Here is a 14,545-nt window from a genome sequence, read left to right on the forward strand (position 1 = left end):
ACCATCCCGGCGATGGAGATCAACGACCTGACCCCGGCGGAACGCCGCGTATGGGAGGCCTTCCCGCGCGGGGAGGGCGTCGACTTCCGGGAAAGCCCCGACGAGGAAGCGGCCGACGGAGCCTCGTGGGGGCCGGAGCGCACGGTGCGCGCCGAGGTGCTCATGGCCCTGCTGCTGAGCGGACCCAGCGAGCCCGGCCAAGTCGCCGGCCTCAAGATCAAGGGCGCCAAGGTCACCGGGAAACTGGACCTCAAATACGCCTCGATCGACGTCCCGATGCGGATGCGCGGGTGCTGGTTCGAACGCAAACCAGGGCTCTACGGGGCACGGTTGCGCGCACTGGTCCTCACCGAGTCGTCCCTGCCGGGCCTGACCGCCTCCACCGTCCGCGTCGAGGTCGTGTTGCGGCTGTCCTGCTGCCGGATCAGCGGCCCGGTGCGCCTCGCGGGGGCCCGGATAGACGGCGGACTCTTCCTCCAGGGCGCCGTGATCGGCCCGGTCGAGGGTGAACTGGCCGGCGAAGCGCCGCTCCAGCTCAACCATGCCGCCATCGGAACCGACATCATCGCCTTCAACCTGACCGTACACGGCCAGATGCGGATCAACGGCGCGGTCGTCGGCGGCCAGATCAACCTCGACGACGCCACCCTCCACGCGCCCGGCGGCACCGCCCTGCACGCGGAGACCATGACCGTCGGCACCGACATGCGGGCGATGCGCGCACAGCTGCTCGGCCGGGTCAACCTCACCGGATCCCGCATACCGGGGCAGCTCAACCTCGCCTACGCCCGGCTCGTCAATCCCGGCGGCGTGGCCCTGCGCGCCAGCAGCTGCACCGTCGGCGAGTTCTGGCTGAGGGACTGCGACACCATCCAGGGCGGGGTCAACCTGCGCCGCTCCCAGTTCGACCTGCTGCACGTGGAGCCCGAGACCTGGCCGGGTACGGTGCGCATGGCCGGGCTCAGCTACCGGGCGATCAGCCCGCACCTGCCGGCCGAACAGCGGCTGCCCGCCCTGGAGCGCGAGGAGTCCGGATACCTCCCGTACTCCTACGAGCAGCTGGCCGCGGCCTACCGCACGGCGGGCGACGAGGCCGCGGCCCGGACCGTCCAGCTCGCCAAGCTGCGCAGGCACCGCCGCACCCTGCCCCGGCACGCCCGGCTGTGGGGCAAGCTCCAGGACGTCACCGTCGGCTACGGCTTCCGGCCGCTGCGGGCGGTCGGCTGGCTGATGGCCCTGCTGCTGACCGGATCGATCGCCTACGCGGGGCAGCCGCCGCGGCCCCTGAAGGCGGGCGAGGCCCCGGACTTCAACCCGGTTTTCTACACGATCGACCTGCTGGTGCCGATCATCAGCTTCGGGCAGGAGTCCGCCTACGCGCCGAGCGGCTGGTACCAGTGGCTGTCCTACCTGCTGATCGTGACCGGCTGGATCCTCGCCACCACCACGGCGGCGGGCGTCAGCCGGTCCCTCCAGCGGCAGTGAGCCGACGGGCTCAGGCGGCCTTCGCCTTGGTCGCGTACATGTCCACGTACTCCTGGCCGGACAGCCGCATGACCTCGGCCATCACCGAGTCGGTGACCGCGCGCAGCACATACCGGTCGCGGTCCATGCCCTCGTAGCGGGAGAACTCCATCGGCTCACCGAAGCGGACGGTGACCCGGCCCGGGCGCGGCATCCCGGCGCCGCCGGGCTGGAGCTTGTCGGTGCCGATCATCGCGAACGGGACCACGGGGGCCCCGGTCATCAGGGTCAGGCGGGCGATGCCGGTGCGGCCGCGGTAGAGCCGGCCGTCGGGGGAGCGGGTGCCCTCCGGGTAGATGCCGAAGATCTTGCCCTCTTCGAGGATCCGGCGGCCGGTCATCAGGGCCGCGACGCCGCCGTTCGCCCCGTCGCGGTCGACGGGGATCATGCCGGAGCCGGTGAAGAACCAGGCCATGGCGCGGCCCTTGATCCCCTTGCCCGTGACGTACTCGTCCTTGCCGATGAAGTGGACCGTGCGGTCGCACACCAGCGGAAGGATCATGGAGTCGATGAAGGTGAGGTGGTTGCCCGCCAAAATCACCGGCCCGGTCCCGGGGATGTTCTCGATGCCCTCCACACGGGTGCGGAACATCAGGCGCATGACCGGTCCGACAGTGGCTTTGATGAGGCGCGTACGGAACAACGTGGGCCCTCCGGCATCGAAAAGCGGTTCTCGCACCCACCACGCGGCGGTAGTGCAGGTGAGGACGATACTCGCGGGTCCGCTCTGATCGCACATCGGGTTCACGAGTCGGATACGCAGTGTTGACGCACGTTTCCGCCGTGTTCCGACGGGACACCCTCGCCGGAAACCCCGCCGCGCCTACGATCGGCACGCCGATTCGGGCGTTTTCGCGAGGGGGAGTGGCACTCATGACACAGGGTGGGGCAGCACGGCGGGCGGTCCTCGGCGCGGCCGTCCTGGCGGCGGGCACCGGTTTCGCCGGCCTCGCGGCGGGACCGGCCTCGGCGTCCGCAAGGGCCACCGACACGGGGGGCGGGCACGACGAGGGCGGGTTCCGGGACCTCCCGCACCCGACGGTGATCGGCCACCGCGGAGCCAGCGGCTACCGGCCCGAGCACACGCTCGGCTCCTACCAGCTCGCCCTCGACCTGGGAGCCGACGTCATCGAGCAGGACCTCGTCCCGACCAAGGACGGGCACCTGGTGTGCCGGCACGAGAACGATATCGGCGGCACCACGGACGTCGCGGAGCACCCCGAGTTCGCGGGGCGCCGGACCACCAAGTCCGTCGACGGGGTCTCCGTCACCGGCTGGTTCACCGAGGACTTCACCCTCGCCGAGCTGAAGACCCTGCGCGCGAAGGAACGCATCCCCGCCATCCGGCAGCGCAACACCCTCTACGACGGCCAGTGGGCGGTGCCCACCTTCGAGGAGGTCCTGCGCTGGGCCAACCGGGAAGGCCGCCGGCGCGACAAGCAGGTCTGGCTGCACGTGGAGACCAAGCACCCCAGCTACTTCCGGGCCCTGGGCCTCGGCCTGGAGGAACCGCTCGCCAGGCTGCTGCGCCGCCACGGACGCGACCGCCACGACTCGGCCGTCTTCCTCCAGTCCTTCGAGCCGTCCAGCATCCAGCGGCTCTCCCGGCTGGTCTCCGCGCCCCGCGTCGTCCTGCTCTCCGCGGCGGGCACCCGCCCCTGGGACTTCGAAGAGGCCCACGACCCGCGCACGGTGGCGGACCTGGTCAAGCCCGAGGGCCTGAAGTGGATCGCCGGCTTCGCCCAGGGCATCGGACCGACCATGGACCTGATCCTGCCGCGCGACGCGGCCGGCCGGCTCGGCGCCCCGACCACCCTGGTCAAGGACGCCCACGCCCAGGGGCTGCAGCTGCACCCCTACACCGCGCGGAACGAGAACAGCTTCCTGCCCGCCGACTTCCGCAAGGGCACGGACCCGGCCGCGTACGGGGACGCCTTCGCCGCCTTCCGGACCTACTTCGACCAGGGCATCGACGGTATCTTCACGGACAACCCGGACACCGGACTCCTCGCGGCGGAGGCCTTCCACCCGGGCCGACGCCCCGTCAACCGCTGAGCGGAGCTTCCCGTACGAGTGGGACGCGCCCGGCGGGGAAACCGCCGGGCGCACACCGTTCGTCCCGCCCGGCATGGACCTGCTGAAGGCTGACCTCTTTGAGAAGCTCGGCCCGCTGCTCTCCGCCGAAGCGGCTGCGGAAGCCCCGGGCACCGGAGTCGAGGCGGCCGACCTGGAACAAGCCGTCTGGGTCAGGCTGCTGGAGAGCGGCCCGCGCGACCCCGACCCCACCGGCCGCGCGCGCTGGCTGCGCCGGGCGGTGCGCGCCGAGGCCCGCCTCGCCCGGCGGCGGGCGCGCCGGGAGATCCCCTACGACCACCGCCACCAGCCCGTGGACGGCCGCCGCCGTCACCGTGCGGTCGGCGCGGCTCCCGCGGAAGCGGGCGGCGTACCGGAGGACGTCCTCCTGAACGGCGAGGAGAACCGGGCCCTCCGATCGGCGGTCGCCCGATTGCCCGGGCGCTGCCCCGAGCTCATGAAGGCACTTCTTTCGCAAGAGACCTCACTTACCGTGAAATCGCAGGAGAGTTGGGTATCTCACAAGGAAGTTTGGGGCCCGTGCGTTCCCGATGCCTGGGATGTCTGCGCAGAATGCTGGCTGCAGAGGTTGCGGCTCCTGGCCTGCGGGGAAAGGAGCGGTAGACCAACGGGCTACCAGGTGAGCGGGAGGCATGCGCACATGGGCATGAGCGTGACCATTTCGGCGGCGGCTGCCGAGGACGCTGAGCAGATCTTCAAACTGCAGTACCTGGCCTTCCAGCGCGAGGCCGAGCTGTACGGCAACTACCTCATCCAGCCGCTCACCCAGTCCCTTGACTCCCTCAAGGCGGAGCTGGCCACGGACACCGTGCTGGTGGCCCGGCTCGGCGACGAGGTCGTCGGCACCGTGCGCGGCAGCGTCGACGAGGACGGCACCGGGAAGATCGCCAAGCTGTGCGTGCACCCGCGGCTGCAGGGCCACGGTCTCGGCGCCCGCCTGCTGCGCGCGGTCGAGGAGGCCCTCGCGGGCCACGGCGCCACCACCCGTTTCCGTCTGCACACCGGTCACAAGAGCGAGTCGAACCTGCGGCTCTACCGCAAGGCCGGCTACACGAAGGTCGGCGGCCGCACAGCCTCGGACGGCGTCCAGCTGGTCATCCTGGAGAAGGAAGCCAAGGACGCCACCGACTTCGCGGTCAGCGCCTGAAATCAGCGCTTCCGGCGCAGCCAGAGCATCCCGGTGACCGGCAGGACCACCGGGATGAACAGGTAGCCCATCCCGAACTGCGACCACACGGTCGCGTCGGGAAAGGCGTCGGGCCGCACCAGGGTCCACGTGCCGACGGCCAGTACGCCGGCCAGCTCGGCGGCGCAGCAGGCCAGCGCCGCCTTGCGGGCCGTCTCCCCGCCGCGCACCAGCGAGTACGTGATGAACGCGTAGGCCAGGGCCGCCGCGGCGGACAGCGAGTACGCCAGCGGCGCCCGGTCGAACTCGGTGGAGATCTGGTAGGCCGACCGCGACACGGCGCCGACCACCATCACCCCGTACAGCCACACCAGCAGCAGCCCCGGACCGGAAACGAGCCGTGTGCGCCCGGCGGGTGTGGCGGTCGTCGTGTCAGGCACCGGCGGTTCCCCAGATGTCGTAGAGCCGTACTTCGAGGACGGCGAGGACGACCGCGCCCGCGGCCACCGTCACCGAACCCCACTTGGTCCGCTCGGTCAGCGAGAGCAGCCCGGCGGCCGGCACCGCCGCGAAGGCGCCCAGCAGGTACGCCACGAAGATCACCGCGCCCTCGTCGGGCTTCTCGCCGCGGGCCAGCCGGACCAGGCCCACCACCAGCTGGGCCAGCACCAGGACCGTCACCACGGCCATGCCGATGAAGTGCCAGTCCTTGGTCGGCTGGTCCCGCCATGCGGCGTGGCCGCACCATGCGGCGAGGGCGAGTGCGGCCACGCCGATGGCGACCGTCAGGGCGTCGAGCATGCAGCGAGGGTATTACGGGCCGAAAGACCCGATGCGCGCACCCCTGGCGGGGCGCTTGTCCGAGGACGCTCCGGCCGGGCCGGCGGCAGGACGCGCAGCGGGGATGCGGACCGTGGTCTTGACCACAACGCACCCGCAGCCGAACTCGACGCGGACGTGGACGTGCGGGACCTTCCGGCCGTGCCGGTGCAGGTCGGCGACGGGGTCCTGACCCTCGGGACGGAGTGCCGGCAGCGCCCGGGGTTGTCCGGTATGCGGCCGCTTTCCGTCCGCTATCCGGACATCGTTGATCGGTGAAGCGACATGTCTGCTTTACTGGGGCCCATGACCACGACGAGCAGCCGCACCCTTGCGACCGAGGCGACGATGACGCCCGGTGCTCGTTGTATGTGTCGAATGCGCGCCTTCTGAGGGCCCCTTCCGCACGCCTCGCGCCCCGAAGCGAGACCGGCCGAGCCCGTCCGCGTCCCAGCGGACCGCTCCTGCCCCGCGCACGCGTCGACGCCATCCGCTCCATGACGGTTCGACCCGTATCGCGTCCCCAGATGTTTGCCCCGTGCCCGGCAGCCTGCTGCGCCGTGCACTCGACAGCGACGGAATTCCTGTGATCACCACATCGGGCCTCACGAAGGTCTACCAGTCCCGTGGCCGCGAGGTCACCGCCCTGGACGGCGTGGACCTCCACGTCCGCGAGGGCGAGGTCTACGGAGTCATCGGCCAGAGCGGCGCCGGCAAGTCCTCCCTGATCCGCTGCGTGAACCTGCTCGAGCGCCCCACCACCGGCACCGTGAGCGTCGACGGCGTCGACCTGACCGCCCTCGCCGGCCGCGGCCGCCGCGCCGGCAAGGAGCTGCGCGAGGCCCGCAGCCGCATCGGCATGGTCTTCCAGCACTTCAACCTGCTGTCCTCGCGCACCGTCCAGGGCAACATCGAGCTGCCCCTGGAGATCCTCGGCGTCCCTGGCCGCGAGCGCTCGCGCAAGGCCCTGGAACTCCTCGACCTGGTAGGCCTCGCCGACAAGGCCAAGGCCTACCCCACCCAGCTCTCCGGCGGCCAGAAGCAGCGCGTCGGCATCGCCCGCGCCCTGGCCGGCGACCCCAAGGTGCTGCTGTCCGACGAGGCCACCAGCGCCCTGGACCCGGAGACCACCCGCTCCATCCTCCAGCTGCTGCGCGACCTCAACCAGCAGCTCGGCCTCACCGTGCTGCTCATCACGCACGAGATGGACGTGGTCAAGTCCGTCTGCGACTCGGCCGCCCTCATGAAGCGCGGCAGGATCGTCGAGTCCGGCACCGTCGCCCAGCTGCTCGCCACACCCGGCTCCGAGCTCGCGGGCGAACTCTTCCCGGTCACCGGCGCCGCCACCGGCCCCGACCGCACGGTCGTCGACGTCACCTTCCACGGCGAAGCCGCCGCCCAGCCGGTCATCTCGCAGCTCTCGCGCACCTACAACATCGACATCTCGATCCTGGGCGCCGCGATGGACACCGTCGCCGGGCGCCAGATCGGCCGCATGCGCATCGAGCTGCCCGGCCGCTTCGAGGACAACGTCGTCCCCGTGGGTTTCCTGCGCGAACAGGGCCTCCAGGTCGACATCGTCGACGAGGAGGACGCGGGCGACAAGGCCGACGCGGGCGACAAGGCCGACGCGATCGACAACGAACTGGCCGCGCTGGTCAAGGATGGTGCGAAGTGACCTGGTCCGAGATGCAGCCCCTGCTCACCCAGGGCACCTACGACACCCTCTACATGGTGCTGTGGTCCACCCTGGTGACCGTCCTGGGCGGATTGCCCCTCGGCATCCTGCTGGTCCTCACCGACCAGGGCGGCCTCCTGCAGAACCGGCCGTTCAACAAGGTGCTCGGCGTGATCGTGAACATAGGCCGCTCGCTGCCGTTCATCATCCTGCTGATCTTCCTCATCCCGGTCACCACCGCGGTCGTGGGCACCTTCATCGGCCCCACCGCCATGATCGTCCCGCTCGCCATCGGCGCCATCCCCTTCTTCGCCCGGCTCGTCGAGACCGCCGTCCGCGAGGTGGACCACGGCCTGATCGAGGCCGTCGAATCCATGGGCGGCGGCATCCCCACCCTCGTCGGCAAGGTGCTCCTGCCGCAGGCCCTGCCCTCCCTGGTCGCCGGCGTCACCACCACCGTGATCACCCTGGTCGGCTACTCCGCCATGGCCGGCGCCGTCGGCGGCGAAGGCCTCGGATCCAAGGCCATCACCTACGGCTTCCAGCGCTTCGAGACCGGCTTCATGGTCGCCACCGTCGTCGTACTGATCGCCATCGTCACGGTGATCCAGCTGCTCGGCGACGGCGTGGTCCGCCTCCTGGCCCGCCGCGGCCGGACAGCCTGAACCGGGCCGACAGACCTCTCCTCCCCGAAGGCCCGCACTTGTCGTGCTTGGGCCGCCACTCGAAAACAGCAAGAAAGGCACTCTTCGTGCGCAAGAACATCAAGCTCACCGCCCTCGCCGCCACGGCCACCGCGCTCGCCCTCGGCCTCACCGCCTGCGGCAGCTCCTCCGACCCGTCCTCCACCAACACCGCGGGCGGCAAGACCGATGAGAGCAAGCCGCTCGTCATCGCGGCCTCCCCGAGCCCCCACGCCGACATCCTGAACTTCGTCAAGGACAAGCTCGCGGCCAAGGAAGGCCTCAAGCTGGAGGTCAAGGAGTTCACGGACTACGTCCTGCCGAACACCGCCACCGAGCAGGGCCAGGTCGACGGCAACTACTTCCAGCACAAGCCGTACCTCGACGACTTCAACAAGAAGAACGGCACGCACATCGTGCCCGTCGTGAACGTGCACCTGGAGCCCCTCGGCCTCTACTCCAAGAAGGTCAAGGCCCTCACCGACATCAAGGCCGGCCAGACCATCGCCGTCCCCAACGACACCACCAACGAGGGCCGCGCGCTCCAGCTGCTCGCCGCGAACAACCTGATCACCCTCAAGGAGGGTGTCGGTACCGCCGCCAAGCTGTCCGACATCACCGACAAGAAGGGCCTGGAGTTCAAGGAGCTGGAGGCCGCCACGGTCCCGCGCGCCCTGAACGACGTGGACGCCGCCGTCATCAACGGCAACTACGCCCTCGAGGCCAACCTGTCGCCCGCCAAGGACGCCCTGATCCTCGAGAAGGCCGAGGGCAACCCGTACGCCAACTTCCTCGCGGTCAAGGAAGGCAAGCAGGGCGACCCGCGGATCCAGAAGCTCGCCAAGCTCCTGAACTCCGACGACGTCAAGAAGTTCATCGAGGAGAAGTACCAGGGCTCGGTCATCCCGGCCTTCGGCACCCCCGCCTCCTGAGCCGACCGGTCAGGCACATCGGCCCCGCACGCTCCTGTTGGCGCGCGGGGCCGAGCTCTGCCCGCTTCCGGGCAACCCGGCCCTGCACTTCCTCCGGTCCATGCTGCATGCTGTGGCCTACGACCCGCACAAACGGTCCCGCACCACGGTCTCAGGCATGGAGCTGCGCATGACTACCACCTTCCCGGACGTCACCATCAGCACGGACCGGCTGGTGCTGCGCCCGTTCGAGGAAGAGGACGTCACCGCACTCACCGAGATGATGAACGACGAGGGCGTCACCGCCTGGACCTCGGTACCGCACCCCTACACCCGGGCCGACGCCCGCGCCTGGGCCACGCGCGTCTCGCACGCCGAGCGCACCGAGGGCCGCGGCATCGTCTTCGCGGTCACCGAGTTCCTCACCCAGCGCCTCGTCGGCATCGTCCACCTCCAGAACACCAACTGGCGCACCCGCGCCACCGAGGTCGGCTACGTCACCGCTCCCTGGGCCCGCGGCGAGGGCTACGCCAGCGAGTCCGTGCTCGCCGTCAGCCGATGGCTCTTCCGCGACCAGGGCTTCGAACGCCTCGAACTGCGCACCGCCGCCGACAACACCGCCTCCCAGCAGGTGGCCCAGAAGATCGGCTGCATCAGCGAGGGGGTCCTGCGCAACGCCTGGATAGTGCGTACCCAGGCGGCCGACGGCAGCTGGACCGACACCCGCACCGACGTCATCGTCTGGAGCCTCCTGCCCGAGGACCTCGACGACGCGGACGGCTACGGCGACTACGACGGATACGACACCTACTCCGTCGACAGAGCCGACGCCGCCGACCGGGAACTGACCCGATGACCAGGTAGTCTCACCGTGCCCAGCCCCCCGCAGAAGACCGCCGAAGCTTCGCCCGCCCCCACACCAGGAGACTGACGACGATGGCCGACCGGGTCACGGTGATCGGCTGGGACGGCTCACCCCTGACCGCGGCCGCCCGGTCCGCGCTCTCCGCCGCAACCCTGGTGGCGGGCGCCGCCCACCACCTCGCGCTCCCCGAGGTCCCGCCCGCCGCCGAACGCATCCGCCTCGGCAGCCTCGGCCTCGCCGCCCGCCGCATCGCCGGCCACCGCGGCACCGCCGTCGTCTTCGCCGACGGAGACCCCGGCTTCTTCGGCGTCGTCCGCACCCTGCGCGCCCCGGAACACGGCCTGGAGGTCGAGGTCGTCCCCGCCGTCTCCTCCGTCGCCGCCGCCTTCGCCCGCGCCGGAATGCCCTGGGACGACGCCCAGGTCGTCGTCGCCCACCCCCGCACCCTGCGCCGCGCCGTCAACGTCATCCGCGCCCACGGCAAGGTCGCCGTCCTCACCTCGCCCGGCGCCGGACCCGCCGAACTCGCGCTGCTCCTCGAGGGAGTCCACCGCACGTTCGTCATCTGCGAGGAACTCGGCACCGACCGGGAACAGGTGAGCGTCCTCACCTCCGACAAGGCCGCCGACCACACCTGGCGCGACCCGAACGTCGTCATCGTCATCGGCGGGGGAGGCACCGGGCAGGCCCTGGCCGCCGAACCCGGCTGGCTGCTCGGCCAGAGCCCGGAGCGCTCCCGCCCCGGTGAGCGCGGCTGGGCCCGGCCCCGGCCGGACACCGGGGAAGGGGAGTCCGCGCAGCTGCGGGCCGCACAGCTCGCCCGGCTCGGCCCCCGCACCGGCGACCTCGTCTGGGACATCGGAACGGGCTCCGGCGCACTCGCCGTGGACGCCGCCGCACTCGGCGCCGCCGTCATCGCCGTCGACGCCGACCCGCAGGCCGTCGCACGCACAACTGCCGCGGCCCGCAACCGAGGAGTACAGCTCCAGGCCGTCGCCGGGCGCGCCCCCCACGTCCTGGAGAACCTGCCCGAACCCGACGTCGTACGGGTCGGCGGCGGGGGAGCCGCGGTCGTCGCGGCCGTCGCCGACCGCCGCCCCGAACGGATCGTCAGCCACGCCTCCACGCGCGACGAGGCGGAGGCCATCGGCCGCGTCCTCACCGAACACGGGTACGCCGTCGAGTGCGCGCTGCTCCAGTCCGTGGGCCTGGACACCCGCACGTGGACCGAACAGGAGCGCTCCGTCGTCTTCCTGCTGGCGGCCGAACGCCCCGTGACCCGCTGACGACAGGGCCGGGGTAGGCTGGCCGATCGTCGTACTGCCCTGGACGATTCGGGCATCACGGCACCGGACGACGCGCGACGTGGCGCAGTCCACAGTGGACCGTGGCGGTTATGGCCGCCACGGTGGCGAACGGGCGCGACAATGCTTAGTGGTTGTCGCGCAGGCGCGCGTGAGGCAAGGGCGCCGCACGGCAGCACCGCACGGCAACACCGCACGGCGGGCTCTTGGGCGACCGGGCGATCGAACAGGCAACACCGATGGGCGAGGGGTACGCATGACTGACACCGGCCAGGTCCCGGGCGAGGGTCACCCGGACAACGCGGGCATGGTGGATCAGCAGGGCATCCCCGCTCCGGTCCAGCTCCCGCCGCCCCTTCCCCCCGGCTACGCCTTCCAGGACCTCGTGGACGACCCGGCCGAGCCGGAGGACGAGGAACTGCTGCTGATGCCGAGCGGCCAGGGCGCGTGGAGCGACCCCCAGGTCGTCCCGCAGGCCCCCGCCTTCCCCGTCGAGCCCCCGCCGGCCGAGCTCGGGCACGCCGAGTCACTCGGCTACGGGGACGCGCCGTACGGGACCCAGCCGTCGTACCCGGAAGCCCCGGCCTACCACGAGCCCGCCGCCTACCCCGAGTTCCCGTCCTACGGCGCCGGCGCCCACGAGACGGGCGGCCGCGACTCCGGCGCGCTCGACCTCGGCGGACTCGTCGCCCCGGCCGCCGCCCCGGCCCAGGCCGCCGCTCCGGTCCGCCGTCCGCTGCACATGGGCCCGCCCGTGCCCGAGGCCACCGGCGGGGTCGTACGGTCCCTCGCCGACCGGGGTCCGGCCGCTGCGCCGGCTCCGGCGCGCCGGCCGGGACCGCCGGCCACGGGTCCGGAGTACCTGGACGTCCCGGCGGCTCCCGCGCCGCAGCCGGGCGAGATCCCGCTGCAGGCCGGCGCCCCCTGGGACCCGGAGCCGGCCCCCGCACCGGTGGCCGTCGAGGCCCCCGTGGCGGTCGAAGACCCCGCCGCCCCCGAGCCCGAAGCCCTGCCGGAGCCCCAGACCCAGGCCCCGGCCCAGCCCGAGCCGGTCGCCGTACCCGAGCCGGTCGCCGTACCGCAGCCGGAGCCGGTCGTGGCGGCCGTCCCGGAGCCGCAGCCGGAGCCCGTCCCCGCGCCCGAACACGAGCCCGTACCGGCCCCCGTGGCGGTCGAGGCCGTCGCGCCGCAGCCGCAGTCGGCGCCGCGGCCCGAGCCGCTGCCCGAGCCGGAGTCCGTCCCGGCGCCCGCCCCCGCGGACACGGCGGTCCAGGCGCCGGAGCACCCCGAGCCGGTGGCCGAGCCCGTGCCCGTGGAGGCCGCCCGGCCCGAGCCGGCCGCCGCCGAGCCCGTCACCCCGGTGGCGCCCGCCCCCGTCCCCGTACCGGCCCAGCCCGAGGCGCCGGCCGCGGAGCCCCAGCCGGCCATGGCCGAGGCCGCACCGGCCGAGCCCGTCGCCGAGGCCCCGGCCGCTCCGGCGGAGCCCGTTCCGGCGGAGGCCGCCCCGGCGGAGCCCGTGCCGGTGGCCGCCGCGGCCGAAGGTGCAACCGGGGCAGAGGCCGAAGCCGAGATCCCGGTCGAGGCGCAGACCGTTCCCGCCGAACCCTCCGCGGGCGACCCGGCTCCCGCCTACGACGACGCCGAGCGCGAGGCCGTGCTGCGCGTCATGCGCGAGCGCCGCGACATCCGCAAGGGCTTCCGCACCGACCCCATCCCGCACGAGGTGCTGCTCCGCGTCCTGGAGGCCGCCCACACGGCGCCCAGCGTCGGCCACTCCCAGCCCTGGGACTTCGTCGTCATCCGCTCCGCCGAGACCCGTCGGACGATGCACGAGCTCGCCCAGCGCCAGCGCGAGGCCTACGCGAACTCCCTGCCCAAGGCCCGGGCGAAGCAGTTCAAGGAACTCAAGATCGAGGCCATCCTCGACACCCCGGTGAACATCGTCGTCACCGCCGACCCCACCCGCGGCGGCCGCCACACCCTCGGCCGGCACACCCAGCCGCAGATGGCCCCGTACTCCTCGGCCCTCGCCGTCGAGAACCTCTGGCTCGCCGCGCGCGCCGAGGGCCTGGGCGTCGGCTGGGTCAGCTTCTTCGACGAGCGCGAGATGGTCCGCGCGCTCGGCCTGCCGGAGCACCTGGAGGTCGTCGCGTACCTGTGCGTCGGCTACGTGGACGAGTTCCCCGAGGAGCCCGAGCTCGCACAGGCCGGCTGGTCCCAGCGCCGGCCGCTGTCCTGGGTCGTGCACGAGGAGACGTACGGGCGCCGCGCCCTGCCCGGCGAGGAGCCGCACGACCTGCTCTCCGAGACCGTCGCCGGCATCCGCCCGCTCGACGCGAAGGCGCTCGGCGAGGCCTGGGAGCGGCAGAAGCGCATGACCAAGCCCGCCGGGGCCCTGGGCATGCTCGAAATCATCTCGGCCCAGCTCAGCGGCCTCTCCCGGGTCTGCCCGCCGCCGATCCCCGAGCCCGCCGCCGTCGCGATCTTCGCCGGTGACCACGGTGTGCACGCCCAGGGGGTCACCCCGTGGCCGCAGGAGGTCACCACCCAGATGGTGGCCAACTTCCTGGGCGGCGGGGCGGTGTGCAACGCCTTCGCCAACCAGGTCGGCGCCGAGGTCTGCGTGATCGACGTGGGCGTCGCCGGCGACCTGCCGGCCACCCCCGGGCTGCTCCCGCGCAAGGTCCGCCCGGGCACGGCCGACCTCTCCACCGGCCCGGCGATGACCCGGGAGGAAGCCGTCGCCGCCATCGAGGTCGGCATCGAGACCGCCCGCGACCTGGTCGCCGCGGGCAACAAGGCCCTGCTCACCGGCGAGATGGGCATCGCGAACACCACCGTCTCGGCCGCGCTGATCTCGGTCTTCACCGGGGTCGACCCGGCCGAGGTGACCGGCCGCGGCACCGGCATCAACGACGAGACCCACGCCCGCAAGGTCGACGTCGTACGCCGCGCCCTGGAACTCCACCAGCCGGACCCGGCGGACCCGATCGGCGTCCTGGCGGCCATCGGCGGCCTGGAGCACGCGGCGATCGTCGGCCTCCTGCTCGGCGGAGCCTCCCTGCGTACGCCGGTCATCCTGGACGGCGTGAGCGCGGGCGCGGCCGCCCTGGTGGCCCGGGCCATCGCCCCCGAGGCGCTGTCGGCCTGCATCGCGGGCCACCGCAGCGCGGAGCCGGGCCACGTGGCGGCCCTCAACAAGCTCGGCCTGCGCCCGTTGGTCGACCTGGACCTCCGCCTCGGCGAGGGCACGGGCGCGCTGCTGGCCCTCCCGCTGGTGCAGAGCGCGGCCCGCGCGATGCACGAGGTCGCCACGTTCGACTCCGCGGGCGTCACGGAAAAGTAGCCCCTGCGGGCCGCTCTCCCGGGGCTCCGCCCCGAACCGCGCCGCACACGCCGGCGAGCCGGACAGCGGGCCGGATCGCCCGGAAGGCAGTGCCGCCCCCCCGCCGGCGTGGCCATGCCGCCTTCGGCGACGGGCTGGGTCCACTTGTACCAGTCGGTGTTGGTGTTCTGGTCCTCGATCTGGGTAGCGGAGCTC

Annotated in this window: 12 protein-coding genes and 2 pseudogenes; 11 read left to right on the forward strand and 3 right to left on the reverse strand. The window is 72.4% G+C overall.

Features of this window, described 5'->3' with window-relative positions:
* The first annotated feature begins 12 nt into the window (after positions 1-12).
* A complete protein-coding gene (locus AB0D44_RS27245) occupies positions 13-1,485 on the forward strand; it encodes a membrane-associated oxidoreductase (RefSeq protein WP_362595639.1) in 1,473 nt (490 codons plus the stop codon).
* Between the two features lie 10 nt (positions 1,486-1,495).
* Here AB0D44_RS27245 and AB0D44_RS27250 read toward each other — a convergent pair whose 3' ends face one another.
* A complete protein-coding gene (locus AB0D44_RS27250; protein ID WP_362595641.1) occupies positions 1,496-2,263 on the reverse strand; it encodes a lysophospholipid acyltransferase family protein in 768 nt (255 codons plus the stop codon).
* 134 nt (positions 2,264-2,397) lie between these two features.
* On the opposite strand from AB0D44_RS27250, the gene AB0D44_RS27255 reads away from it, so the two are divergent.
* The 3 genes and pseudogenes from AB0D44_RS27255 to AB0D44_RS27265 all read left to right on the forward strand — a co-directional run bounded on the left by AB0D44_RS27255 (position 2,398) and on the right by AB0D44_RS27265 (position 4,765).
* Entirely contained in the window at positions 2,398-3,579 is a 1,182-nt protein-coding gene (locus tag AB0D44_RS27255) for a glycerophosphodiester phosphodiesterase (protein WP_362595643.1), read from the forward strand.
* Between the two features lie 73 nt (positions 3,580-3,652).
* Positions 3,653-4,221: pseudogene (locus AB0D44_RS27260) on the forward strand (sigma-70 family RNA polymerase sigma factor).
* A 37-nt stretch (positions 4,222-4,258) separates the two neighbouring features.
* Positions 4,259-4,765 (forward strand): GNAT family N-acetyltransferase, encoded by a 507-nt coding sequence (locus AB0D44_RS27265; protein ID WP_362595645.1) that lies wholly within the window; start codon positions 4,259-4,261, stop codon positions 4,763-4,765.
* A gap of 2 nt (positions 4,766-4,767) precedes the next feature.
* Here AB0D44_RS27265 and AB0D44_RS27270 read toward each other — a convergent pair whose 3' ends face one another.
* Together AB0D44_RS27270 and AB0D44_RS27275 are read right to left on the reverse strand one after the other, a co-directional pair.
* The gene (locus tag AB0D44_RS27270; protein WP_362595647.1) at positions 4,768-5,184 is read right to left on the reverse strand and encodes a hypothetical protein; all 417 of its coding nucleotides are present in this window, start codon (positions 5,182-5,184) and stop codon (positions 4,768-4,770) included.
* Entirely contained in the window at positions 5,177-5,545 is a 369-nt protein-coding gene (locus AB0D44_RS27275) for a hypothetical protein (protein ID WP_362595649.1), read from the reverse strand. Before AB0D44_RS27275 ends, AB0D44_RS27270 begins: the two co-directional genes overlap by 8 nt.
* Before the next feature lie 61 nt (positions 5,546-5,606).
* Here AB0D44_RS27275 and AB0D44_RS27280 point away from each other — a divergent pair.
* The 7 genes and pseudogenes from AB0D44_RS27280 to cobT form a co-directional block, all read left to right on the forward strand.
* Positions 5,607-5,740: pseudogene (locus tag AB0D44_RS27280) on the forward strand (HAD family hydrolase); the annotation flags it as partial.
* A gap of 409 nt (positions 5,741-6,149) precedes the next feature.
* Positions 6,150-7,241, forward strand: a complete 1,092-nt coding sequence (locus tag AB0D44_RS27285; protein ID WP_362595665.1) for an ATP-binding cassette domain-containing protein — start codon at positions 6,150-6,152, stop codon at positions 7,239-7,241.
* Entirely contained in the window at positions 7,238-7,906 is a 669-nt protein-coding gene (locus tag AB0D44_RS27290) for a methionine ABC transporter permease (protein ID WP_362595651.1), read from the forward strand. Before AB0D44_RS27285 ends, AB0D44_RS27290 begins: the two co-directional genes overlap by 4 nt.
* Before the next feature lie 86 nt (positions 7,907-7,992).
* Complete coding sequence (locus tag AB0D44_RS27295; RefSeq protein WP_362595653.1) at positions 7,993-8,856, forward strand: MetQ/NlpA family ABC transporter substrate-binding protein; 864 nt, start codon at positions 7,993-7,995, stop codon at positions 8,854-8,856.
* A 169-nt stretch (positions 8,857-9,025) separates the two neighbouring features.
* Entirely contained in the window at positions 9,026-9,691 is a 666-nt protein-coding gene (locus AB0D44_RS27300; RefSeq protein WP_362595655.1) for a GNAT family N-acetyltransferase, read from the forward strand.
* Positions 9,692-9,771: 80 nt separating this feature from the next.
* A complete protein-coding gene (cbiE, locus tag AB0D44_RS27305) occupies positions 9,772-10,986 on the forward strand; it encodes a precorrin-6y C5,15-methyltransferase (decarboxylating) subunit CbiE (RefSeq protein ID WP_362595657.1) in 1,215 nt (404 codons plus the stop codon).
* A 274-nt stretch (positions 10,987-11,260) separates the two neighbouring features.
* Positions 11,261-14,350: a nicotinate-nucleotide--dimethylbenzimidazole phosphoribosyltransferase gene (gene cobT, locus AB0D44_RS27310; RefSeq protein ID WP_362595659.1), complete on the forward strand. Its 3,090-nt coding sequence runs from the start codon at positions 11,261-11,263 to the stop codon at positions 14,348-14,350.
* Positions 14,351-14,545 lie beyond the last annotated feature (195 nt).

It is taken from the genome of Streptomyces sp. NPDC048349 (genome assembly GCF_040651925.1).
Taxonomy (GTDB): Bacteria; Actinomycetota; Actinomycetes; order Streptomycetales; family Streptomycetaceae; genus Streptomyces.

Bases quoted from the DNA above. Each gene is read 5' to 3' on its own strand.
- AB0D44_RS27245 (WP_362595639.1), top strand. From the start codon at position 13: ATGGAGATCAACGACCTGACCCCGGCGGAACGCCGCGTATGGGAGGCC.
- AB0D44_RS27250 (WP_362595641.1), bottom strand. From the start codon at position 2,263: ATGTGCGATCAGAGCGGACCCGCGAGTATCGTCCTCACCTGCACTACC.
- AB0D44_RS27255 (WP_362595643.1), top strand. From the start codon at position 2,398: ATGACACAGGGTGGGGCAGCACGGCGGGCGGTCCTCGGCGCGGCCGTC.
- AB0D44_RS27265 (WP_362595645.1), top strand. From the start codon at position 4,259: ATGGGCATGAGCGTGACCATTTCGGCGGCGGCTGCCGAGGACGCTGAG.
- AB0D44_RS27275 (WP_362595649.1), bottom strand. From the start codon at position 5,545: ATGCTCGACGCCCTGACGGTCGCCATCGGCGTGGCCGCACTCGCCCTC.
- AB0D44_RS27300 (WP_362595655.1), top strand. From the start codon at position 9,026: ATGACTACCACCTTCCCGGACGTCACCATCAGCACGGACCGGCTGGTG.
- cbiE (WP_362595657.1), top strand. From the start codon at position 9,772: ATGGCCGACCGGGTCACGGTGATCGGCTGGGACGGCTCACCCCTGACC.
- cobT (WP_362595659.1), top strand. From the start codon at position 11,261: ATGACTGACACCGGCCAGGTCCCGGGCGAGGGTCACCCGGACAACGCG.